This is a genomic window from Corynebacterium kroppenstedtii DSM 44385 (assembly GCF_000023145.1).
Taxonomy (GTDB): Bacteria; Actinomycetota; Actinomycetes; order Mycobacteriales; family Mycobacteriaceae; genus Corynebacterium; species Corynebacterium kroppenstedtii.
On the sequence record NC_012704.1, the window covers coordinates 981,917 to 1,005,095 of the forward strand.

Annotated in this window: 18 protein-coding genes and 1 rRNA gene; all 19 read left to right on the top strand. The window is 53.6% G+C overall.

Annotation, left to right across the window (positions count from 1 at the left end):
- The first annotated feature begins 48 nt into the window (after positions 1 to 48).
- The 19 genes from CKROP_RS04060 to CKROP_RS04150 all read left to right on the top strand — a co-directional run bounded on the left by CKROP_RS04060 (position 49) and on the right by CKROP_RS04150 (position 22,787).
- Positions 49 to 1,431: a cystathionine beta-synthase gene (locus CKROP_RS04060; protein ID WP_041628800.1), complete on the top strand. Its 1,383-nt coding sequence runs from the start codon at positions 49 to 51 to the stop codon at positions 1,429 to 1,431.
- Positions 1,432 to 1,492: 61 nt separating this feature from the next.
- On the top strand, positions 1,493 to 2,656 hold the full coding sequence (locus tag CKROP_RS04065; RefSeq protein ID WP_012731470.1) for a cystathionine gamma-synthase: 1,164 nt from the start codon (positions 1,493 to 1,495) through the stop codon (positions 2,654 to 2,656).
- 419 nt (positions 2,657 to 3,075) lie between these two features.
- Positions 3,076 to 3,627, top strand: coding sequence for a translation initiation factor IF-3 (infC, locus tag CKROP_RS04070; RefSeq protein WP_012731471.1), 552 nt, complete (start codon positions 3,076 to 3,078; stop codon positions 3,625 to 3,627).
- A 171-nt stretch (positions 3,628 to 3,798) separates the two neighbouring features.
- Entirely contained in the window at positions 3,799 to 3,993 is a 195-nt protein-coding gene (gene rpmI, locus CKROP_RS04075; protein ID WP_012731472.1) for a 50S ribosomal protein L35, read from the top strand.
- 49 nt (positions 3,994 to 4,042) lie between these two features.
- Positions 4,043 to 4,423, top strand: coding sequence for a 50S ribosomal protein L20 (rplT, locus tag CKROP_RS04080; RefSeq protein WP_012731473.1), 381 nt, complete (start codon positions 4,043 to 4,045; stop codon positions 4,421 to 4,423).
- Positions 4,424 to 4,679: 256 nt separating this feature from the next.
- Positions 4,680 to 5,654 carry a TrmH family RNA methyltransferase gene (locus CKROP_RS04085; RefSeq protein ID WP_012731474.1) on the top strand — a complete coding sequence of 325 codons (975 nt, stop codon included), beginning with the start codon at positions 4,680 to 4,682 and terminating at the stop codon, positions 5,652 to 5,654.
- A 50-nt stretch (positions 5,655 to 5,704) separates the two neighbouring features.
- Positions 5,705 to 6,742 (top strand): phenylalanine--tRNA ligase subunit alpha, encoded by a 1,038-nt coding sequence (pheS, locus tag CKROP_RS04090; protein WP_012731475.1) that lies wholly within the window; start codon positions 5,705 to 5,707, stop codon positions 6,740 to 6,742.
- Positions 6,743 to 6,796: 54 nt separating this feature from the next.
- Entirely contained in the window at positions 6,797 to 9,343 is a 2,547-nt protein-coding gene (gene pheT / locus CKROP_RS04095; protein ID WP_012731476.1) for a phenylalanine--tRNA ligase subunit beta, read from the top strand.
- Positions 9,344 to 9,384: 41 nt separating this feature from the next.
- Positions 9,385 to 10,458, top strand: coding sequence for an N-acetyl-gamma-glutamyl-phosphate reductase (gene argC / locus CKROP_RS04100; RefSeq protein ID WP_012731477.1), 1,074 nt, complete (start codon positions 9,385 to 9,387; stop codon positions 10,456 to 10,458).
- Between the two features lie 105 nt (positions 10,459 to 10,563).
- Positions 10,564 to 11,745, top strand: a complete 1,182-nt coding sequence (gene argJ / locus CKROP_RS04105) for a bifunctional glutamate N-acetyltransferase/amino-acid acetyltransferase ArgJ (RefSeq protein WP_041628801.1) — start codon at positions 10,564 to 10,566, stop codon at positions 11,743 to 11,745.
- Positions 11,746 to 11,864: 119 nt separating this feature from the next.
- Entirely contained in the window at positions 11,865 to 12,899 is a 1,035-nt protein-coding gene (gene argB / locus CKROP_RS04110; protein ID WP_012731479.1) for an acetylglutamate kinase, read from the top strand.
- A gap of 77 nt (positions 12,900 to 12,976) precedes the next feature.
- The gene (locus tag CKROP_RS04115) at positions 12,977 to 14,239 is read left to right on the top strand and encodes an acetylornithine transaminase (protein ID WP_081429399.1); all 1,263 of its coding nucleotides are present in this window, start codon (positions 12,977 to 12,979) and stop codon (positions 14,237 to 14,239) included.
- A 130-nt stretch (positions 14,240 to 14,369) separates the two neighbouring features.
- Positions 14,370 to 15,323, top strand: coding sequence for an ornithine carbamoyltransferase (gene argF / locus CKROP_RS04120; protein WP_012731481.1), 954 nt, complete (start codon positions 14,370 to 14,372; stop codon positions 15,321 to 15,323).
- A gap of 49 nt (positions 15,324 to 15,372) precedes the next feature.
- The gene (locus CKROP_RS04125; protein WP_012731482.1) at positions 15,373 to 15,867 is read left to right on the top strand and encodes an arginine repressor; all 495 of its coding nucleotides are present in this window, start codon (positions 15,373 to 15,375) and stop codon (positions 15,865 to 15,867) included.
- Between the two features lie 106 nt (positions 15,868 to 15,973).
- Entirely contained in the window at positions 15,974 to 17,170 is a 1,197-nt protein-coding gene (locus CKROP_RS04130; protein WP_012731483.1) for an argininosuccinate synthase, read from the top strand.
- Positions 17,171 to 17,274: 104 nt separating this feature from the next.
- Positions 17,275 to 18,723 (top strand): argininosuccinate lyase, encoded by a 1,449-nt coding sequence (argH, locus tag CKROP_RS04135; RefSeq protein ID WP_012731484.1) that lies wholly within the window; start codon positions 17,275 to 17,277, stop codon positions 18,721 to 18,723.
- A 198-nt stretch (positions 18,724 to 18,921) separates the two neighbouring features.
- Entirely contained in the window at positions 18,922 to 19,098 is a 177-nt protein-coding gene (locus CKROP_RS04140) for a Trm112 family protein (protein ID WP_012731485.1), read from the top strand.
- Between the two features lie 86 nt (positions 19,099 to 19,184).
- Entirely contained in the window at positions 19,185 to 20,519 is a 1,335-nt protein-coding gene (gene tyrS, locus CKROP_RS04145; RefSeq protein ID WP_012731486.1) for a tyrosine--tRNA ligase, read from the top strand.
- Positions 20,520 to 21,266: 747 nt separating this feature from the next.
- Positions 21,267 to 22,787: ribosomal RNA gene (locus tag CKROP_RS04150) — 16S ribosomal RNA — on the top strand.
- Positions 22,788 to 23,179 lie beyond the last annotated feature (392 nt).

Sequence of the window (23,179 nt, forward strand, 5' to 3'; positions counted from 1 at the left end):
GACCGGTCGGTCTAACTGATTGGGATCGGGGTTTCTATACTCGATCCCATGAAATTGTTGAAACACATCACTGAGGCAGTTGGTGATACGCCCCTAGTGCAGCTGCAGTCTGTTGTTCCGGATGGAGCAGGCTTAGTTGCTGCCAAAATTGAATACCTTAACCCGGGCGGAAGTTCTAAGGACCGCATAGCGAAAAAGATTATCGATGCTGCGGAAAAAGAGGGAAAACTCAAGCCCGGCGGAACCATTATTGAACCGACGTCGGGAAACACCGGAGTCGGTTTAGCCATGGTTGCCCAAGAACGCGGGTACCAGTGCATCTTTGTCTGCCCCGACAAAGTGGGTAAAGACAAAATCGATGTTCTGCGTGCCTACGGTGCCGAAGTCGTCGTGTGCCCGACGGCCGTAGAGCCCGATAGTCCTGACTCGTATTATTCAGTGTCAGATCGTCTTGTTTCCGAAACGCCCGGAGCCTTTAAACCTGATCAGTATTCCAACCCCAATGGGCCGGCTAGCCATTATGAATCCACCGGCCCAGAAATTTGGCGGGATATGGACGGGGAAATTACTCACTTCGTAGCAGGAGTGGGCACCGGTGGAACAATTACGGGCACGGGCCGTTTCCTCAAAGAGGTTTCGAACGGAGCAGTCAAAGTCATTGGTGCTGATCCCGAGGGCTCGGTCTATTCGGGTGGTTCCGGACGCCCGTATCTCATCGAAGGAGTCGGTGAGGACATGTGGCCCGACGCCTACGACCGCAACCTCCCCGATGAGATAATTTCCGTGACTGACGCTGAAGCCTTTGCGATGACGCGTCGCTTAGCAAGGGAGGAAGGTCTTTTAGTCGGTGGATCGTCGGGAATGGCCGTTGTTGCCGCAATAAAGGTTGCTCAACGGGATCCGGACGCCAAAATTGTTGTTCTTTTGCCTGACGGTGGCCGGGGATACTTAGGCAAGATTTTCAATGACGAGTGGATGCTTTCGTATGGTTTCGATACCGGACGCCCCCGTGAACAAGAAGAGCCGACGATAGCCGACATCCTTCGCCGTAAGAATGATTCAGCCTCGTCGCTTCCCGCTTTCGTTCATACTCACCCGAATGAGACCATCCGTGATGCCATCAATATTTTGCGGGAATTCAACGTATCGCAGATGCCAGTCCTAGGGGCCGAACCTCCGATTGTGGTGGGAGAAATTCGTGGCGCTGTCACCGAAAGAGGCCTGCTACGAGCTGTGTACGAGGATGGTCATTCGTTGTCGGATTCGGTGTCGTCCGTGATGGAGGACGCCATGCCCCTCGTCGGCGATCAAGAGCGAGCATCTGAAGCGATCAAGCAACTAGAAAGTGTGGATTCACTGATGGTTCTCGCTGACGGTGTTCCGGTTGGAGTGGTAACTCGTCAAGATCTGCTTGGTTTCGCCAAAAAGTAAAGCATATAAAGAGCGAAGCCTAGTGGGAATAAAACCAATACGTTCTGAAGAAAGGGAAAACATGAGTGACATAGAAAAGGGAGACGCTCGAGACCGAGGATTGGAGACGTCTGCCGTTCACGCAGGGTGGACGCCGGAGGCTGCAACCGGAGCAGTTAATCCACCTATTTATGCAACGTCTACCTATGCCCAAGACGGAGTCGGTGGACTGCGCGGCGGTTATGAGTATTCCAGGACGGGAAACCCAACCCGCACTGCATTAGAAAAAGCAATCGCTGAGCTAGAGCGGGGCAAGTACGGACGTGCCTTTGGCTCCGGAATGGCGGCTAGTGACGCAGTTTTGCGGGCCATGCTCAAACCCGGCGATCACATCATCATCCCCAATGACGCATATGGCGGAACATTCCGCCTCATTGACAAGATTTTTGCGAAGTGGGGGATCGATTACACACCAGTGGCAATTAACGATCTCGATGAGGTGCAATCCGCGCTTACTGATCGGACGCGGCTGGTATGGGCTGAGTCCCCAACCAATCCGCTCCTAACCATTGCGGATATCCCTGCTCTGGCTAAAGTCGCGCACAGCGTGAACGCCCGGTTGGTGGTTGACAATACGTTTGCTACTCCGGCTTTGCAGCAACCGTTATCGCTTGGTGCAGACATCGTCGTCCATTCGACTACGAAATACATCGGTGGGCACTCTGATGTGGTTGGCGGAGCAGTAGTGACGTCGGATCAAGAGGTCGATGATGAGGTTGCTTTCCTGCAGAATTCAGCCGGTGCAATTGCCGGGCCCTTCGATTCATTCCTTACCCTGCGTGGACTGAGGAGTCTGCCAGTCCGGATGGAGCGACACAGCGCGAATGCCCAGGCCATAGCTAACCGATTGGCTGATCACCCCGCGGTTAAAGAGGTCATTTATCCAGGGTTGGAGAGCCATCCCGGGCACGCGGTTGCCGCTGCTCAAATGTCTCACTTCGGCGGCATGGTCTCTCTTCGCCTCGCTGACCACGATGCGGCACAGCGTCTATGCAAGAACACATCGGTCTTTACACTTGCCGAATCGCTTGGCGGCGTTGAATCACTGATCGAGCATCCGGCAGCCATGACCCATGCGTCGACAGCGGGATCAGTGCTGGAAGTTCCCGATGATTTAGTTCGACTTTCGGTTGGTCTAGAATCCGCCGAAGACCTTATCGCCGACCTATTACAGGCACTTGACTAGTTACCACACCTGGGCCGGTAGCACACCTTCAATCGACGCATCCCTGGAACGATTAGCTAAAGATTTGGTAGTGGTCCACGACCCTGCTATCCTGATTGACACGACCGTCCGACGTGGTGGAAATCCACGCGGGCTACAAGCGGAGGATGCTCCCACCACGTGACCGCCGAAAGGTTGGACTCTGGTAGAAGGTTACCGATAAGTTTTGGCTTACGCTCAGGACTTATGTGTTGAGCCTTGGTAGCATCCCCGTCTTACAGAGTGGATCTGTAAAGCGGGGATTCTTTTATGGCGCAGCAAAGGAACCCACTCCTCAGGTGTTGGAACTCGTGCATTATGCGCACTCGTGAAAATGCCTGTGAGTCCGGTTCAAAGGTTTATCCAGCGCTTGTAGCACGTCAGTGCGGCCAGACCAGTCAATGTTCATCCCTATTGAGGAGTCTCACATCAGCGCTGAAGCTCGCATTAATGAGCGAATTCGTGTCCCCGAAGTTCGACTCGTTGGCCCTAGTGGCGAACAGGTTGGAATCGTGCGTACCGACGATGCTCGCAAGCTCGCCTATGACGCCGATCTTGATCTTGTCGAGGTTGCGCCACGTGCAAAACCACCTGTGGCCAAGATCATGGATTACGGCAAGTACAAGTACGAGCAAGCACAAAAGGCTCGCGAATCTCGCCGCAACCAGCAGCAGACCGTCGTCAAGGAACAAAAGTTCCGGCCCAAGATTGACGATCATGATTATGAGACTAAGAAGGGCAATGTTGTCCGGTTCTTGGAGAAAGGCTCCAAGGTGAAGGTCACAATCATGTTCCGTGGTCGCGAGCAGTCTCGTCCGGAATTAGGTTTCCGGTTGCTCGAGCGCTTGGCTGATGACGTCGCCGATGCCGGCGTCGTTGAATCTCGGCCCAAGCAAGATGGTCGCAACATGACTATGGTTCTCGGTCCTGTGCGTCGCAAAGGTAAGAAGTAGTCCTTCTCACAACGACAGGGCAGTGCATGAACTGCTGAGGGATTCCCGTGCGTTTCTTTCGGCGAGTGCTCTGCCCAGTGTGGCGTGAGCCGAGAAGTCGTAGATCGATTCGCGACGATCTCGGCAGCGTGCAAGACCAACTCATTCAATTTGTGCAAAGGAAAATCGGCAGTGAAGCAGAAGACCCACAGCGGAATTAAGAAGCGCATCAAGAAGACGGGCTCCGGCAAACTCCGCCGCGAGCAGGCTAATCGCCGTCACCTTCTCGAGGGCAAGCCATCGACCCGCACCCGTCGTTTGAAGGGCGATACTTCCGTTTCCCGTAACGACACCAAGCGCGTTAATCGGCTCCTGGGCGAGGGCTAGAAATCACCCGCTCGGTAACACCCCCGACTAGATAGAAGGAAGTAACACTGTGGCTCGTGTGAAGCGTTCAGTTAATGCTAAGAAGAAGCGTCGCGAGGTCCTGAAGTCCGCTAAGGGCTACCGCGGACAGCGTTCCCGCCTGTACCGTAAGGCTAAGGAGCAGATGCTCCACTCGAAGACTTACGAGTTCCGGGATCGTCGTGCGAAGAAGGGCGATTTCCGCAAACTGTGGATCACTCGTATTAATGCAGCGGCCCGCCAGAACGACATGACCTACAACCGCCTCATCCAGGGTCTCCGCCTCGCTGGCGTAGACATTGATCGCAAGAACCTTGCTGATCTCGCAGTCTCGGATGAGCAGGCATTCTCCGCATTGTGTGCGGCTGCTAAAGACGCTTTGCCCGAGGATGTTAACGCCCCGGCGAAGTAGTTTTTAGCTTCCCTCGGCTCCACACCATCAGCGTGTGTCATCGCATCTTCCTGTGATGGTCACTGCTAGTACATCGTGGGGGCGGGGTATGTTTTTTCGTCGCTCCATTGAGAGCGACGTTTTCTTTATATTGAGTGAAGTCGGGTCAACCACAAGCAAGCTTGGTTTCCTGAGAGAATTTTTGACTCCATACACCATTCATAGCGGCCCGCCGTTCACAAGAATTGAAAAGAATTGCTGAGTGATGTGCGATCACGTGGATAACATTTCCGAAACGTCTACCGATTATCCCCACCATCGTTTAACCGATGATCGACCAGATCAGGTTTTTACGGTACGAACTCCGAGGATTATCGCAGCCCGGAAGCTACTTAAGTCGGCTGGCCGACGAAAAGAAAAGAAGTTTCTTGTCGAGGGCTTCAATGGGGTAGAGGGTGCTTTATCGGCCGGAGTCGCCAAAGAAGTGTTTGTGGCCGATAGCGCCTGGGACAAATTTTCCACGTTACGAGAGTTGGCTCGCGAACAACATGTTCCGGTGAGCGTAATCGATGATAAAGCTGCTTCAGCCTTATCGGAGACAGTAAGCCATAGCGGAGTATGCGCCACCTGCCAATTACTCTCCACATCAGTGGAATCATGTATCAACCGCGCGCGACGTGGACGTGGCCTCGTCGCCGTCGGAATTGATATGTCTGATCCGGGTAACGCTGGGACGTTTATCCGAACGGCCGATGCCGTTGGTGCGGACTGCGTTGTGTTCCTGGGAAATTCGGTTGACATTCACAATGGCAAGACGGTGAGATCGGCGGCGGGGTCAGTTTTTCGCATACCCATCGGACGTGAGCGAGACATAACAAACTCCCTCGCCGATTTATCCTCAGCAGGATTCCAGATAGTAGCGACGACTATCGACGGTGAAACCTCCCTGGACGATGCTGCCGACGACGCTGCTCAATGGCGCATTCGGCGTGTGCAGGCAACAGAAGGCGTGGGGGGAACAGAAGATACGGGGGCGTCGTCTAACCCTCCGATGATGACTCGTCCCAGCGCCTGGCTTTTTGGCAACGAAGCCCATGGGCTGTCAACAGATGTCGTCGACTTTGCCAACGTCAGGGTCCGCATTCCGATCAGAGGAAGCGCTGAGTCGTTTAACGTCGCTGGTGCTGCTGCGATTACGCTTTACGAGGCTTCACGCGCTCTTAGTTTGTCCCACGGTATTGATAGACTCTGAATCAGATTATCGACGTACGTCACTAGTTACTCGTGAAAGGTTTCACCTCCGTGTCAGAAATTGATGTTTCCGAAGCATCACTGAATGCCGCCGCTGATGCTGCGATTAGTGCATTTGATCAAGCGACGACGCTGGACGATCTAGTACAAGCACGTAAGGAGCATCTTGGGGATTCCGCTCCCATCCCGCTGGCACGACGATCGCTAGGTTCCCTGCCGAAATCAGAACGAAAAGACGCCGGTCGGGCAGTGAATAAGGCTCGTGGGCGCGTCGAAAAGCGTTTTGCAGAGCGCAAGGCTGTGCTCGAGGAAGAACGTAACCAGGCTGTACTTCGTTCCGAGCGCCTGGATGTCACGATCCCGTCAACGCGTCGGCCCGTCGGGGCGATGCATCCGATCACTCAAATTTCTGAGCACATTCAGGATATTTTCGTCGGCATGGGGTGGGAAATTGCCGACGGCCCCGAGGTTGAGGCTGAGTATTTCAATTTCGATGCATTGAATTTTGTGCCTGATCATCCTGCGCGGACGCTGCAGGATACATTCCACATTGCTCCGGAAGGCTCGGGCCAGGTACTTCGTACTCACACTAGCCCGGTGCAGATGCGGACCATGTTGTCCCGTGATTTGCCCATTTATATCGCGTGCCCTGGACGGACATTCCGCACGGATGAACTGGACGCGACGCACACACCGGTCTTCCACCAGGTAGAAGGCCTAGCAGTGGATAAGGGCCTCACGATGGCGCATCTCCACGGAACGTTGGACCATTTAGCGAGAGTCCTTTTTGGGGAGAACACTAAGACGCGTTTCCGGACCAATTATTTCCCCTTCACTGAGCCTTCTGCGGAAGTTGACGTCTGGTTCCCAGAGAAGAAAGGCGGAGCAGGTTGGATTGAGTGGGGCGGTTGCGGAATGGTGAATCCCAACGTCCTGCGAGCTGCCGGCATAGATTCGGACGAATATTCAGGTTTTGCATTCGGCATGGGGCTAGAGCGGACATTGCAGTTTAGAAATAATCTTCCGGACATGCGTGACATGGTTGAAGGAGATATCAGGTTCACCAGGCCATTCGGGATTCGGGCATAGCCTCCGCACCACTATTTCGTCTGCTATTCATCTTTCTTCTTTAAGGAGTCTTCCATGTTCATGCCCCAACATTGGATTACTGAAATCCTGGACTACGCAAATCCCGGCTGGTCAGTCACGCCAGAAGAGCTAGATTCTGCCTATGTTCGTGTTGGGTTTGAAACTGAGGGATACGAGACAATCCCCGAGACGACGGGTCCACTTGTCTTAGGCCGTGTGGAAAAAATTGAGGAGCTTGAGGGGTTTAAGAAACCTATTCGCTACTGTGATGTCAACGTTGGCAAAGCGAATGGTTCGGGCGAACTCCAACATATTATTTGTGGGGCGCGAAACTTTGCTGAGGGAGACATCGTTGTGGTGGCCTTGCCCGGCACAGTTCTTCCTGGCGATTTTTCTATTAGTGCCCGCAAAACCTACGGCAAAATGTCCGAAGGAATGCTGTGCTCTGCGATGGAGCTGGGGCTTTCACGAACTCAGAACAAAGGCATCATCACTCTGCCTGCAAAGGCAGGGCAGCCCGGCGACGACCCTCGGCCTTTCCTCAGGCTCTCCGACACTATTTTTGATGTCAACATCACCCCAGACCGTGGCTATGCCCTGTCGGCCCGTGGATTAGCACGAGAAATTGCATCCAGTTTCAACCTCACGTACGTCGATCCCGCTGACGATCCTGCAGCCGCGGAACTACGTGTTCAGGTGCCCGACGTGTCTGGGGACGCTCTTCCGGTTGATGTTCGTAATACAGCTGACGTCAAACGTTTTGGAATCCGTGAGGTTCGTGGAATTGATCCGTCGGCGGCGACTCCATTTTGGATGGAACGCCAACTGATGCTGTGCGGCCAAAGGCCAGTGAATTTGCCGACCGACGTCACCAACTACGTCATGTTCCTGTATGGCCAGCCCATGCACGCATTCGACGCTGACAAGATCAAAGGCGGCTTAACTGTACGGGATGCGCAGCAAGGCGAAACGCTGACCACGTTGGACGGGGTCGAAAGGAATTTGAATCCTGAGGACCTCGTCATCGCGGACGAGACCGGAATTCAGTCAATGGCTGGTGTGATGGGCGGTTCTACGTCGGAAATTAGTGATTCGACGACGTCTGTTTACCTCGAAGCTGCGAACTTTGATGCGATGACTATTGCGCGGACATCGCGGCGTCACAAACTGTCGTCCGAGGCTTCCCGACGCTTCGAACGTGGTGTCGATCCGGCATTGGTAGAAGTTGCTCTTGATACTGCGGCGGCGCTCATCGCTGGGATCGCTGGGGGCGAGATCGCGTCCGGGAGGACCCTCATTGGCGACGTTCCCACTATGCCGACGATCCAGATGGACGACGATTATCCGTCACAGATGGCGGGCGTCGATTATCCGAGGGGGACTGCGGAGAAGCGCCTGAAGGAAATCGGATGTGCTGTGACTCAAGCCCAGGAAGGCGAGAGCGCAGCTCCATTGCTCTCCGTTACCCCGCCGACCTGGCGTCCTGACCTCACGATGAAGGCCGACCTGGTCGAAGAAGTTTTGCGCCTGGAAGGCATTGAGGACATTCCATCCGTCGTTCCCCAGTCGCCGGCAGGTCGTGGGCTCACCCCTCGGCAACGGCGGCGCCGTGCAGTAGGACATGCCTTGGCATGGAGTGGATATACCGAGACCCTGCCCAGCCCCTTTATCGCAGATGACACCTTTGATGTCTGGGGCCTGGAGAAGAACGATCCACGGCGGAATGTCGTTAAGGTTCTTAATCCGCTGGAATCGGGGCACAGTTCACTGGGAACAACGCTGCTTCCGTCGTTGCTGGACTCATTGAAACGCAATATCGACCGTGGTCAAGCCGATGTTTCTCTGTATGGTGTCGAGCAGGTTTCCTTTGATGAGGGCAATGGTCCATCACCCATGTTGGATGTGTCGGCCCGACCCAGCGACTCTGAGGTTCACACACTTATCCATTCGTTGCCGAGCCAGCCATTGCATGTAGGTACTGTTTCGTCAGGATTGTGGACGAGCAATGGTCCATGGGGTGCAGGCCGTCCGGTGGACACGATGGATGCAATTGAGTCCGTACGCGTGGTCGGACGTGCCGTGGGTATCAACTTCGAGTTTGTGAATGTTGACCATCTACCGTGGCATCCGGGTCGTTGTGCTGGAGTTTTCTTGCAAGGTTCTCCGAATTATGAGCCTGAAAGTGCAATTGGGTTCGCAGGGGAGCTTCATCCTCAGGTGTGTGAACGTTTGGGAATTCCGCCGAGGACTGCTGCTGCGGAACTTGACCTGGATGCTATCCCGTTCGTCCGTGAGGCCGTCTCTCCTCAGCTCTCTCCGTTCCCGGCGCTGCTCCAAGATGTCGCGGTCGTCGTCGATAACTCGGTGCCTGCAGAGAAACTGCGTCGATCGTTGATGACGGGTGCGGGGGAGCTGCTGGAATCGATTGAACTCTTTGATATTTACCGTTCCGAGGCATTGGGCGAGAACAAGGTTTCAATGACCTTCGCACTGAAATTTAGGGCTTCAGATCGGACTCTGACCGAAGAGGAGTGCAACGAGGCCCGGCAAGCGGCAGTGGCTCATGCCAATGAGGAGTTAGGAGCCACCCTCCGTAGCTGAATAATTTGCACACGAGTGCATATATAAGTACTGTCCGTCATATGACAGTTTCAGTGGCAGTAGCCGGAGCGACGGGATACGCGGGTAGTGAAATCCTCAGGCTCCTTCTCTCCCATCCTCAGTATCGGGCCGGTGCTATGACCATTGGGGCATTGACAGGCGCTTCTCACGCAGGTCAAAGCGTTGAAGCCCTCATGCCCCACTTGGTGGAATTACACGGACGCACCATTGAGAAGACCGAACCTGCCCGCCTGGCTGAGCACGACATCGTGTTCCTTGCGCTGCCACACGGTCATTCAGCGAAGATCGCGCAATCTTTGCCGGATGAAACCCTAATCATTGACTGTGGGGCCGATTTCCGTCTCGCAGATAAAGAGCAATGGGAAGCGTTTTATGACTCTCCTTATGCGGGATCATGGCCGTATGGAATTCCCGAGATGCCCGGACATAGAAAGAAAATCGCCAGTACTCGGCGCATTGCTGTTCCCGGGTGTTTTCCGACCGGCGCGACGCTGGCTGTACTTCCAGCCTTGACATCGAAGCTCATCACCCCAGAAATCTCCATTGTTTCTGTCACGGGTGTGTCGGGTGCTGGTAAGAAGCCCTCGGTGGGCATGTTGGGGTCAGAAACGATGGGGTCGGCGCGGGCGTATAAGGCGGGTGGGAAACACCGCCACACCCCAGAAATTATTCAAAACTTACAAGAAGCGTGTGACGAGCCTGTTCAGGTATCTTTCACTCCTGTTCTTGCGCCGATGCAACGGGGGATATTGACGACGGCATCCGCCCCAGCATCGGACGAATTGGTAGCTCTCACTGAAAAAGATCCCAGCGCAGCACAGGACGCAGTCAAAGCGGCATATCGGTCGTTCTATAGTGATGAAAAATTTGTCGTCGTTTTAAACGGCGATCAGCAGCCGGCAACTCAATCCGTGTTGGGATCGAACGCGGTCCATATCCAGGCTGAATACGATGTGGCAGCCCGACGAGTGGTCGTGACCTCAGCTATCGACAATTTGGTCAAGGGAACTGCCGGAGCTGCTATCCAATGCATGAATCTTGCACAAGGGTGGCCGGAAGATTCCGGATTGAGCATTAATGGGGTTGCGCCATAATCCCGAGGACCTTGGTTTCGTAAGGGTTTCTTACTCCACATTGTCGAGTATTTATTTAGCGCTTGTCCATGTTTAGCACCGGATTATTATTTTTAAGGAATAGTTGTGTCATCACTGGGGATCACCGCACCGATGGGGTTTCGAGCTACATCGACCACGGCAGGTATTAAGGAATCAGGCAAACCCGACATGTGTCTCGTCGTTAATGATGGGCCGCATGATGTAGCAGTAGGGGTATTCACTCGAAATAAAATTCGGGCTGCACCTGTCGAGGTGACGAGCGCCAACATTAGCGACGGCCATCTACGCGCCGTGGTTTTTAATGCTGGTAACGCGAATGCGTGTACAGGTGAGCAGGGGATTAAGGACGCGCGCGATATGGCTTCCGATGTGTCCTCATTTCTGCACTGTGATGCTCACGACGTGGCTGTGTGCTCGACTGGGATCATCGGCGATCATCTCCCCATGGAGTGTGTCAACGCGGGGATTGATGCATTAAGCCGTGGCATAGATTCGACAAATGCTTCGTCGGACGACGCCGGTACGGCTGCGGCAGAAGCGATCATGACGACCGATACTGTCCCAAAACAGGCAGGTTATGCCGGCGAGGGCTGGCGGATCGGAGCAATGGTTAAAGGAGTGGGAATGATTTCCCCTTCCTTGGCTACGATGCTCTGCTGCATCACTACCGACGCGGTCGTGGACGTCGACACGGCCCGCGATGCACTGCGTGGAGCAGCCTCAACAACGTTTGATCGCTTAGATATCGATGGATCGACCTCGACGAATGACACGGCCTTACTTTTGTCGTCGGGCGCCAGTGGTGTTTCACCTAGCCCGGACGAGTTTGCGCATGCGCTTCATCAGGTCTGCAATGACCTTGCCTCACAGATGCAAAGCGATGCTGAGGGTGTGACTAAACGAGTCTCGATAAAGGTCATCGGTGCTGCTAACGACTCTGAGGCGCTGGTCGCGGCCCGAACCATCGGGCGCGACAATTTAACGAAGTGCGCCATGTTTGGTTCTGATCCCAACTGGGGCCGTGTGCTGGCTGCCGTAGGAATAGCCGATGTGGAGATGGATCCGCATGGTATCTCGGTGTCATTTAACGACCATGTGGTGTGTAGGAATTCTGCAGCTGTCGAGGGGAGTCGGGACGTCGATATCTCAGGTCCGGATATCTCCGTGGTCGTCGATTTAGGCACAGGGAGCCAAGGAGAGGCCACCGTCCGTACCACCGATCTTTCTTTCTCATACGTTGAAATCAATTCAGCGTACACAACGTAGGCGCGTATCGCTGTCGAAAAATCAAGGTCAGATCTTTATATTGACTTATTTACGATGCGCTCGGTGATTATGGAATTAGTGATGATGAAATTAATGCTTGCGAGTGAGGGAAAACAATCATGGTTAAGTCATTAACGGCCGCGTTAACTCCAGAAATGCGGGCACATACTTTAGCTGAGGCTCTTCCGTGGCTCACTCACTATCGAGATACCATTGTCGTTATTAAATATGGCGGTAATGCCATGATTGACGACGATTTAAAGCGCGCTTTTGCGGAGGATATGGTTTTTCTTCGGACCGTCGGCGTTAAGCCAATCGTTGTCCACGGTGGGGGACCACAGATTAACGAAATGCTTTCGCGTCTAGGGCTTGAAGGCGAGTTTAAAGGTGGATATCGGGTCACCACTCCTGAGGTGATGGAAGTCGCCCGAATGGTTTTATTTGGAAAAGTGGGCCGAGAACTCGTTAACCTTATCAACCAATTTGGTCCTTATGCAGTAGGTACGTCTGGTGAGGATGCTAGCTTATTTACTGCTCGGCAACGCTATGCCGTCGTAGATGGAGTTCAGGAAGACATCGGATTAGTCGGCGATATTGTTGATGTCGAGCCATCGACGATTGTGGATTTAATCCAGGCTGGGCGAATTCCAGTCGTGTCGACCATTGCGCCAGGTAACGATGGCCATGTTTACAACATCAATGCGGATTCTGCGGCTGCTGCACTGGCACAAGCATTAGGCGCCGAGAGGCTGCTGGTCTTAACGAATGTCGAAGGACTCTATACCGAGTGGCCGGATAAAGAATCCCTCGTTTCAAAGATCACGATCTCTGGAGCTCGTTCAGTGTTTCCCCGGTTGGAATCCGGCATGATTCCGAAGATTGAATCTGCGGTCGAGGCAGTTGATCACGGCGTCAAAGCCGCAAGCATTATCGATGGCCGCATTGCTCATAGCGTGCTTTTAGAGTTATTAACTTCGGGTGGTATCGGCACGATGATTATCCCCGATGGTGAGGATCCCGTCGTCCGTGCTGATCACCTCATTTATCACCATTCTTACGGGATGGATGAAGAAGGAATCGTTTATGGCGCGGATCGCCGTCCCTACAGAGGGGATGGCCCGCAGAAGCCGACGGACCCTGATTCCGCTCAGTGATCCTAATTCAGTTTCAAAGCTCTACCTCGTAACGCCCTTGGTGCGCTCCACAAATCTGATGTATCGAAAGTTGTGACATGAATACTCCTGTAGAAGTCGATGGTTCTCATTCAGAGAAATCCTGGAAAGACCGTTGGTCCTCGACGATGATGAACAATTATGGCGAACCGCCATTGCAATTGATTAGCGGTCGTGGTGCGCGAGTGAGGGATTCCCAGGGGAAAGACTATGTCGACTTTCTTGCGGGTATCGCGGTTAATTCACTGGGGTATGGGAATGAAAAAGTAGCGAAAGCTGTCGCCACTCAAGCGAATAGCCTTACCCATACATCAAACCTTTTTTCCAATAAGCCCTCGTTGCTTTTAGCTGAAAAGTTGAAGGGACGGCTGTGGGAAGGCCGTCGTGATGAAAAGGATCACGATGCAGACAGTGATCGCACTATCTCAACCACTCGGGTAGCGTTTTGTAATTCGGGAACAGAAGCTAACGAGATGGCTTTTAAGTTAGCTAGGCTCACGGGTAAGCGTCGTATATTGGCTGCGCTGAATGGGTTTCATGGTCGGACAATGGGGTCATTGGCTATGACGGGCCAACCAGCCAAACGTGATATTTTCGGCCCGCTCCCTGGGGGAGTCGAGTTTTTCCATTACAACGACACGTCTTATCTAGAAAAACTCGTTGAGATCCAGCCGGATGAGGTCGCCGCTATTATCGTCGAACCAATTCAAGGCGAAACCGGTGTGATCCCCGCGACGAGGGATTTTTTGCGAGATATCCGTCGGATAGCGGACCGTGTCGGTGCTCTCATGATTTGTGACGAGGTACAGACGGGTAACGGCCGTACCGGGGACTATTTTGCATTTCAGGATGCTGGAATTATTCCCGACGTGGTGACCACGGCTAAAGGATTGTCAGCAGGACTTCCCATAGGGGCGTGCGTGGCGACGGGGAGAGCGTCCTCTTTCTTTACTCCAGGGGCTCACGGCTCTACGTTTGCTGGCAACCCGGTCGCGGCATCTGCTGGGTTAGTGGTCCAACAATACTGCGACGACGGCCTTGTGGATCACGTCAAGAGTATGGGTAGCCGATTGCGTACGGCATTGTCATTGCTGCCTCACGTTGTTCAGGTGCGGGGGCGGGGTCTCATGCTGGGGGTTGTTTTAGATTCGCCTATCGCCAAAGAAGTCGTTTCAGATGCGCGTGACCGTGGAGTAATCCTGAATGCTCCCGCGGAGTCGGTATTGCGTATCACTCCACCTTTGGTTCTTAGTGATGAAGAATGCGATGAAGGCGTGAGCCGGTTGAAAGAGTCGCTTGAGAGTGTAGTGCGAGATCAATGATGCGTCACTGCTACTTAAAATTGGGTCTCCGGGAGAGGGTAAAAGACTCAGTTAGTGGTAGACGTATTAATATCAGTTGATATACAGTTAAATTCGCTATTTATATAGACTTAATTATGAGGTGTGAATAATGGAGAAGATTCGTCATTTTCTCAAAGACGATGATTTATCATCATCAGAGCAAGCTGAGGTATTAACGCGCGCTCTTGAAATAAAAAAAGATCCCTTCGGATTTCGTCCATTAGAAGGGCCACAGTCCGTCGCCGTCCTGTTTGATAAGACCTCGACACGCACGAGGTTTTCCTTTGATGCGGGAATCGCACAGTTGGGTGGCAATGCCATTGTGGTTAACTCTGGTAGTTCCCAAATTGGTAAGAAGGAAACGTTTGAGGATACGGGGGCAGTGCTCTCTCGTTTCGTGACAGCGATCGTGTGGCGAACTTACGAGCACAGTAATCTCGAACGTATAGCGTCAACAGCGACTGTCCCCGTGGTCAATGCGCTTTGTGATGATTATCATCCGTGTCAAATTTTAGCGGACCTTCTCACAATTATTGAGCACTGTACTCCTCACAGTGAAGTGAGCGAATTGCATGGTTTAAAGGCCGTGTATCTGGGGGATGGAAATAACAACATGGCGAATTCATATCTGCTTGGATTTGCCATGGCAGGTATCAATATAACGATTTGTTCCCCTAAAGGTTTTCAACCACACGCTGCTATCGTGAAGCGGGCTCAAGGTCTTGCTGCGGACACCGGGGCATCCGTCGTGGTGACTGACGATGTTGACGCAGTAGCCGGAGCAGATGTCGTCATTACCGATACGTGGGTTTCCATGGGCTTTGAAAATGATGGCCTCGATCGTCGAACACCGCTTTTGCCGTACCAGGTCAATGACGAGGTGATGGCTCGAGCGAAAAAGACGGCGATTTTCCTACATTGCCTCCCGGCCTACCGGGGGAGTGAAGTGACGTCGTCAGTCATCGATGGCCCTCAATCGCGCGTTTTTGATGAAGCGGAAAACCGTCTTCACGCGCAAAAAGCACTCTTGTCGTGGGTTATAGAGCATAATCCTTATTCGTGATTGTCGTGGGAGACTTCGTGGTTGTCGTCGGGTTGAGAGAGGTTGATTAATGTCGAAACATGCGCCATCGACGCGCACTGCCCGCCAGGCTCGAGTTTTGGAGATTCTGCAATCTCATCATGTCTCGAATCAATCGCAGATCATCGAGTTGTTGGCACGGGACGGGGTGGAAGTCACTCAGGCGACGTTGTCACGGGATCTCGATGAAATGGGGGCGCGGAAGGTCCGTTCCTCCGACGGGGCAAGTTTTTATACCGTCGACGGCCCCGACGCGGAGCCCGATTCGGACGGTCGAATGGATAAGCTTCGGCGAACCTTGGCGGAGCTTTTGGTCTCGACGGACTTCTCCGGAAACTTCGCGGTGCTCCGTACTCCTCCGGGCGGTGCCCAGTACCTCGCTAGTGTCATTGACCGTGCTCCTTTGACGCAGGTCGTCGGCACAGTCGCTGGTGACGACACTATTTTCGTGCTGTCCCGTGAACCGATGAACGGTGAGCAACTCGCTCGGTACTTCGCCGGAGTTTCGTCATACTCGTCTCGGTGACTAAACTTATCCGCATATTTGAATAATACTCACAGACGTTTGTGGCTATCGGCCGCTGACCTCGAGTTATCTACTTTTCGTTTACTCAATTTTCAAGGAGAGTCTTGTGACTAATCGTGTTGTTCTCGCCTATTCCGGTGGCCTGGATACATCGGTAGCTATCCCGTATTTGTCGAAGATGACGGATGGCGAGGTCGTCGCAGTGTCCATTGATCTGGGCCAAGGCGGCGAGGACATGGAATCGGTGCGTCAGCGTGCTCTCGCCTGCGGTGCGGTTGAGGCAATCGTCGTCGATGCAAAAGATGAATTTGCTGAGCAGTATTGTTTGCCGGCCATTAAGGCAAACGGTCTGTATATGAAGCAATACCCGCTGGTATCTGCGCTTTCTCGGCCGTTAATCGTGAAGCATTTGGTGGAAACCGCTAAGGAACATGGCGGCACCCACGTTGCCCACGGCTGCACCGGCAAAGGAAACGACCAGGTCCGGTTTGAAGTAGGTTTTGCTGACACCGCGCCTGATCTGAAGATTATTGCTCCTGCGCGTGATTATGCGTGGACCCGGGATAAGGCAATTGCCTTTGCTGAAGAGATTGATTTGCCCATTGAACAATCGGCAAGTTCGCCTTTCTCCATTGATCAAAACGTGTGGGGCCGGGCAGTCGAAACAGGATTCCTCGAGGATTTGTGGAACCCGCCGACGAAAGATCTGTACGCATACACAGAAGAACCGTCACTGGGAAATGCTCCCGACGAGGTCGTTATCTCCTTCGAAGGTGGTAAGCCCGTTGCTATTGACGGCCGGCCTGTCTCGGTGCTTGAAGCGATCGAAGAGATGAATCGCCGCGGTGGCGCCCAGGGGGTTGGCCGGCTTGATATGGTCGAGGACCGCCTCGTCGGAATTAAGTCCCGTGAAGTGTATGAGGCTCCGGGTGCAATGGTGCTCATTCGGGCTCATGAAGCGCTGGAAGACATCACGGTTGAGAGGGAGCTCGCGCGGTATAAGCGGGGCATCGATGCCCGGTGGTCTGAAGAGGTCTATGACGGACTGTGGTTCGCGCCGTTGAAGCGTTCGCTTGATGCCTTTATTGACTCGACGCAGGAAAATGTTACGGGCGATATCCGTCTTGTTCTCCATGAAGGCCGGATCACGGTGAACGGCCGCCGGTCGGAGAAGTCGCTTTATGATTTCAATTTAGCGACGTACGACACCGGGGATACTTTTGACCAGACGCTGTCGCGTGGCTTCGTGGAGCTGCACGGTTTGTCTTCGAAGATTGCCTGCAAACGAGATCGTGAACAATAGTCACGATATTTTCTTCGCGTATTTGGCATAGTGTCTTTTCGGGAAGCAAAGCTCACTGTGCCTGAGATAGTGGGTCTGAGTTAGTGGGCACCTAAGGAGAAATAATGGGAATTTCGGCGCATAAAACGAATCAGGGCTCTTTGTGGGGAGGCCGGTTCTCTGGCGGCCCGAGCGATGCAATGTTTGCCTTGTCCGTATCCACCCATTTCGATTGGGTTCTGGCACCATACGACGTTTTAGCGTCGAAGGCTCACGCCAGGGTTTTGCACAGCCGAGGTCTTCTTAGCGACGACGACTTCGAAACGATGATTAACGGCTTGACTCAACTTGGTGACGACGTTGCGTCGGGCGCTTTTAAGCCGGATCCCACCGACGAAGATGTCCATGGTGCCATGGAACGTGGTCTCATTGAGCGCGTGGGTTCCGAGGTCGGCGGACGCCTTCGTGCAGGGCGCTCGCGTAACGATCAAGTCGCCGCACTCTTCCGTATGTGGGTGCGCGACGCCGTTCGAAATGTCGCAGCCGAGGTCATTGAATTAGTTAACGCCCTCGCTGACCAAGCCGAGGCGCACTCCCACGACATTATGCCTGGTAAAACTCACTCCCAGGCTGCTCAGCCCATCCTCGTTGCTCATCAGCTTTTGGCTCATGCACATCCGCTGGTGAGAGATGTCGACCGGCTTAAAGATTTGGACAAGCGCTTGGCGGTGAGTCCGTATGGTTCAGGTGCTCTTGCAGGTTCCACTCTCCATTTGGACCCAGAAGCTATTGCGGAAGAGCTAGGGTTTGATTCCTCCTCGGAGAATTCGATTGATGGAACGAGTTCCCGAGATTTTGCGACAGAAACTGCCTATGTGCTGGCGCAAATTGGTGTCGATATGTCGCGTCTTGCGGAAGAGATTATTTCTTGGTGCACACCGGAATACGGTTACGTCACCCTTGATGATGCGTGGTCGACGGGTTCGTCGATCATGCCGCAAAAGAAAAACCCTGATGTCGCTGAATTGACTCGCGGCAAAACCGGACGCTTGATCGGTAACCTTGCGGGTCTTATGGCGACGTGTAAGGCACTCCCATTGGCCTATGACCGCGATTTACAAGAAGATAAAGAGCCCATAGTTGACTCAGTTAATCAACTTCTTTTGCTCTTGCCCGCTATGACCGGTTTGGTCAAGACGTTAACCTTCCATACCGACCGGATGCGTGAATTGGCGCCTCGCGGATTCACACTGGCGACAGATCTCGCGGAATGGCTTGTGCGTCGTGGTGTTCCGTTTAGGGAAGCTCACGAGGCATCGGGCTCGTGTGTCCGGATGGCCGAAGCTCGAGAAGTCAGCCTTAAAGACTTGACTGACGAGGAATTGCGCTCGGCTCATCCGTCGTTAACGTCAGAGGTGAGGGAAGTGCTCACCGTGGAAGGGTCGGTCGCATCCCGCGACACTAAGGGAGGTACCGCGAGACCACGTGTGATGGAGCAACTTGAGCGGTTGAGGAAAGTCGCGTCTCAGGATTCCGAGTGGGCAGCTCATTCGCCCATTCCGGGTAGCGATTAATCTTCGTGCTCGTCCGTCAGCTTTGACCGCGCGGTTTATCGACATCTTTACAACGACGTCGCTACGCCGGCGCCCGTATGTTGATGCTATTTGCTGCCGGTGCATCATTCCCAGCACATCGTGGCGCCGTGGGGTAGTGCTCAATGACAGAAGATGCTGTGAGCGTCGGGTATGAGCAGCAAGGTAGGCTAGGCGTTTATGAGCCTAAATGAAGAGCTACTGTCACTCCTGGTGTGCCCACAAGACAAGGGGCCACTGGAGTATCACGAGGACGAGCAGCTTTTGGTCAATCCGCGTTTGCATATTGCATATCCCATTGACGACGGAATTCCCGTCCTTCTTGAGGACGAGGCCCTCGCTTACCAAGGCAAATAAAGAAAATTGCGCGTTATAGCGGGAAATCCGTCGCCAAACTGATTAATTATTCTCAGTCGAGTGTGTAGTAGAGGAGCACGTACTAAATGAACAACGGAGCGGATAACGGCGTGTCAGAAGGACCTGACGCTCGAGCAGCTGTCATTGAAGACCTTCAGTGGCGAGGTCTTATTAATCAATCGACTGATCTTGACCTGCTTAAACAAGCGGCTCGTGATGGGATGCTGACGCTCTATACCGGATTTGATCCCACGGGTCCGTCGCTTCATGCCGGTCATTTAGTTCCGTTGCTGATGCTCAAGCGGTTCCAGCAGGCCGGGCACCGCCCGATCGTCTTAGCTGGCGGTGCGACGGGGATGATCGGCGATCCCCGTGAAGTGGGGGAACGGGCCATGCTTGCTGCAGATACGGTCTCTGAGTGGGCCGAAAACATTTCGTCACAGCTTCGACGCTTCGTCTCATTTGAAGGCGACCCTGATTTCTCAGGGAACAATGGTGCGATTCTCGAAAATAACTACACGTGGACATCGCAAATGTCTGCCATCGAGTACCTGCGAGATTTAGGGAAGAATTTTTCGCTTAACACCATGTTGTCAAGAGATACCGTGAAACGTCGGCTAGAGGGCGACGGCATTTCCTACACGGAATTCTCTTACATGCTCTTACAAGCTAATGACTTCGTTGAACTCCGACGACGGTACGACTGCCGGGTTCAAATCGGTGGATCGGATCAGTGGGGAAACATCGTCGGAGGCGTCGACCTCAATCGGCGTGTCGATAATGAGGTTGTTCATGGAATAACCGTTCCACTTGTCACCGATTCTGAAGGGAAAAAGTTCGGAAAGTCCACTGGTGGTGGGAAGTTGTGGCTCGATCCAGAAATGACTAGCCCGTACTCGTGGTACCAGTATTTCCTCAACTCGGCAGACGCCGATGTTATCCGTTACCTGCGATGGTTTACTTTCCTTGATCGGGAAGAGCTCAAAGACTTAGAGACTGAAACTCAGGAGCGTCCGCATAAGCGTGCAGCGCAGAAACGCTTAGCTCAAGAAATGACGACGCTGGTCCACGGGGCGGAAGCGACGAAGTCTGTGGAACTTGCGTCGCAGGCACTCTTCGGTCGTGGAGAGCTGCGTGACCTGGACAGTTCGACGTTGAAGGGAGCGCTGTCGGAGACAGAGATTGCGGAGTTCCCCCAAGGTGCAGAGCCGACGATTGTTGACCTGCTTGTCGAGTCGAAGCTTGCACCTTCAAAGGGCGCTGCTCGCCGCACCGTTAAAGAGGGCGGCGCATATGTGAACAATGAGCGAGTCTCGGACATGGATTGGATCCCACGTGCGGACGATCTCCTCCACGGGCAGTGGTTGGTTTTGCGACGCGGAAAGAAGTCGTTCGCGGGAGCTAAGTTCGCCGTGAAGTGATCTGTAGTTTTCCGTGTCGGGCGTGGGATCTGAAGTCAGAATCCCATGCAAACCTCCAAAGCTGTAGTTGAATACTTGTCAGGGGCCGCGTCTGCGGCCCCGTTTTCAATAGCAGAGAAGCGCCGATCGCCCAACGACTCTTTCCTCCACCATTTCACCGATAACCGGTTCCACGCGGGTAACCCACTGCATTCGTCACGTGATTGCCGACGGTGGTCTCGCTTGGTGAGTGTTTGTTGGTGTGTTTTGTGGTGTTGTGCTGGGGGTTTGTGGTGTGTGGGTGGGGTGTGTAGTGTTCTTTGTCGTCGCCGAGACAGCCGCCGGGTAGCTGGAAAGTTAGTTGCTTGGTTGTTGGTTGTGTTGGTGGTTGGGGTGGAGATTCTTTCACTTTTTGTTGGCTGGTTTCAGATTGCGTGTTTGCGTCTGGCTGGTTGTGGTGTTAGGGTTTCTGCTTGCTGCACATGCTGGTGCACTGATTGTGGTGTGCTTGGTGTTGTGTGTGCGTGTGTTGTGTGAGAACTCGATAGTGTGCCAATGTACTTTTGTGTTGGTCGCAGCAGGTGCCACAGTGTTGTGGTGGTTGCTTTGATCATCATGACAAGACTTTTAACACCTAATTTTTTGGTGTGCTTGTGGTCTGCCTTCCCCGTTGGTGGGCTGCAACAACTATTTTTTCGGATTCCGATACGGGATTTTTTGTGTCGGGGTTTGTTTTTTGCTTGGTTTTCAGGCTTTTTGTGCTTTGTTTGTATGGAGAGTTTGATCCTGGCTCAGGACGAACGCTGGCGGCGTGCTTAACACATGCAAGTCGAACGGAAAGGCCCTGCTTGCAGGGTGCTCGAGTGGCGAACGGGTGAGTAACACGTGGGTGATCTGCCCCTTACTTTGGGATAAGCCTGGGAAACTGGGTCTAATACTGGATAGGACCATGCTGTAGGTGGTGTGGTGGAAAGATTTTTTCGGTAAGGGATGAGCTCGCGGCCTATCAGCTTGTTGGTGGGGTAATGGCCTACCAAGGCGTCGACGGGTAGCCGGCCTGAGAGGGTGGACGGCCACATTGGGACTGAGATACGGCCCAGACTCCTACGGGAGGCAGCAGTGGGGAATATTGCACAATGGGCGCAAGCCTGATGCAGCGACGCCGCGTGGGGGATGACGGCCTTCGGGTTGTAAACTCCTTTCAGCCATGACGAAGCCCTTGTGGTGACGGTAGTGGTAGAAGAAGCACCGGCTAACTACGTGCCAGCAGCCGCGGTAATACGTAGGGTGCGAGCGTTGTCCGGAATTACTGGGCGTAAAGAGCTCGTAGGTGGTCTGTCGCGTCATTTGTGAAAGCCCGGGGCTTAACTCCGGGTTGGCAGGTGATACGGGCATGACTGGAGTACTGTAGGGGAGACTGGAATTCCTGGTGTAGCGGTGAAATGCGCAGATATCAGGAGGAACACCGGTGGCGAAGGCGGGTCTCTGGGCAGTAACTGACGCTGAGGAGCGAAAGCATGGGTAGCGAACAGGATTAGATACCCTGGTAGTCCATGCCGTAAACGGTGGGCGCTAGGTGTGGGTTTCCTTCCACGGGATCCGTGCCGTAGCTAACGCATTAAGCGCCCCGCCTGGGGAGTACGGCCGCAAGGCTAAAACTCAAAGGAATTGACGGGGGCCCGCACAAGCGGCGGAGCATGTGGATTAATTCGATGCAACGCGAAGAACCTTACCTGGGCTTGACATGCACTGGATGCGGCCAGAGATGGTTGTTCCCTTTGTGGCTGGTGTGCAGGTGGTGCATGGTTGTCGTCAGCTCGTGTCGTGAGATGTTGGGTTAAGTCCCGCAACGAGCGCAACCCTTGTCTCGTGTTGCCAGCATTTGGTTGGGGACTCGCGGGAGACTGCCGGGGTTAACTCGGAGGAAGGTGGGGATGACGTCAAATCATCATGCCCCTTATGTCCAGGGCTTCACACATGCTACAATGGCTGGTACAGAGAGTTGCGATACCGTGAGGTGGGGCTAATCTCTTAAAGCCAGTCTCAGTTCGGATTGGAGTCTGCAACTCGACTCCATGAAGTCGGAGTCGCTAGTAATCGCAGATCAGCAATGCTGCGGTGAATACGTTCCCGGGCCTTGTACACACCGCCCGTCACGTCATGAAAGTTGGTAACACCCGAAGCCGGTGGCCTAAACTCGTTAGGGAGCCGTCGAAGGTGGGATTGGCGATTGGGACGAAGTCGTAACAAGGTAGCCGTACCGGAAGGTGCGGCTGGATCACCTCCTTTCTAAGGAGCTTTTTTCTTTTGTGTGTTGGCGCAAGCGCTGGCCGGTGGCTGGTGTGCGCCAATTGTTTGTTTTTGTGGGTGGATGGCTTGCTTCGGCACGCAAGTGTTGCGTGCGGCGCCACAATCATCGGGTATTGGTATCTGGTGGTGGGTGGTGTGTGGCTGACACAGAGTGTTGGGGTGCGTTGGTGCATTGTTGGGTGTCTGGGATGGCACATGGTTGTTGTTCCTGGCCCGGCTACATGTGGTTGCTGTTTTGTGGTGGCTTTGTGTGGTGTGGGTGTGTTGTGTGAGAACTGGATAGTGGACGCGAGTAATCTTTTCTTTTTGTATTTTGTCTGGTTTATTCTTACTCCGTCACACAGACAGTGCTTTGTGTGTGTGGTGGGGTA

What these genes read in the sequence shown, in the direction of transcription:
- CKROP_RS04060 (WP_041628800.1), top strand. Translation starts at nt 49, where the DNA reads ATGAAATTGTTGAAACACATCACTGAGGCAGTTGGTGATACGCCCCTA.
- CKROP_RS04065 (WP_012731470.1), top strand. Translation starts at nt 1,493, where the DNA reads ATGAGTGACATAGAAAAGGGAGACGCTCGAGACCGAGGATTGGAGACG.
- infC (WP_012731471.1), top strand. Translation starts at nt 3,076, where the DNA reads ATGTTCATCCCTATTGAGGAGTCTCACATCAGCGCTGAAGCTCGCATT.
- pheT (WP_012731476.1), top strand. Translation starts at nt 6,797, where the DNA reads ATGTTCATGCCCCAACATTGGATTACTGAAATCCTGGACTACGCAAAT.
- argC (WP_012731477.1), top strand. Translation starts at nt 9,385, where the DNA reads ATGACAGTTTCAGTGGCAGTAGCCGGAGCGACGGGATACGCGGGTAGT.
- argB (WP_012731479.1), top strand. Translation starts at nt 11,865, where the DNA reads ATGGTTAAGTCATTAACGGCCGCGTTAACTCCAGAAATGCGGGCACAT.
- CKROP_RS04115 (WP_081429399.1), top strand. Translation starts at nt 12,977, where the DNA reads ATGAATACTCCTGTAGAAGTCGATGGTTCTCATTCAGAGAAATCCTGG.
- argF (WP_012731481.1), top strand. Translation starts at nt 14,370, where the DNA reads ATGGAGAAGATTCGTCATTTTCTCAAAGACGATGATTTATCATCATCA.
- CKROP_RS04125 (WP_012731482.1), top strand. Translation starts at nt 15,373, where the DNA reads ATGTCGAAACATGCGCCATCGACGCGCACTGCCCGCCAGGCTCGAGTT.
- argH (WP_012731484.1), top strand. Translation starts at nt 17,275, where the DNA reads ATGGGAATTTCGGCGCATAAAACGAATCAGGGCTCTTTGTGGGGAGGC.
- CKROP_RS04140 (WP_012731485.1), top strand. Translation starts at nt 18,922, where the DNA reads ATGAGCCTAAATGAAGAGCTACTGTCACTCCTGGTGTGCCCACAAGAC.
- tyrS (WP_012731486.1), top strand. Translation starts at nt 19,185, where the DNA reads ATGAACAACGGAGCGGATAACGGCGTGTCAGAAGGACCTGACGCTCGA.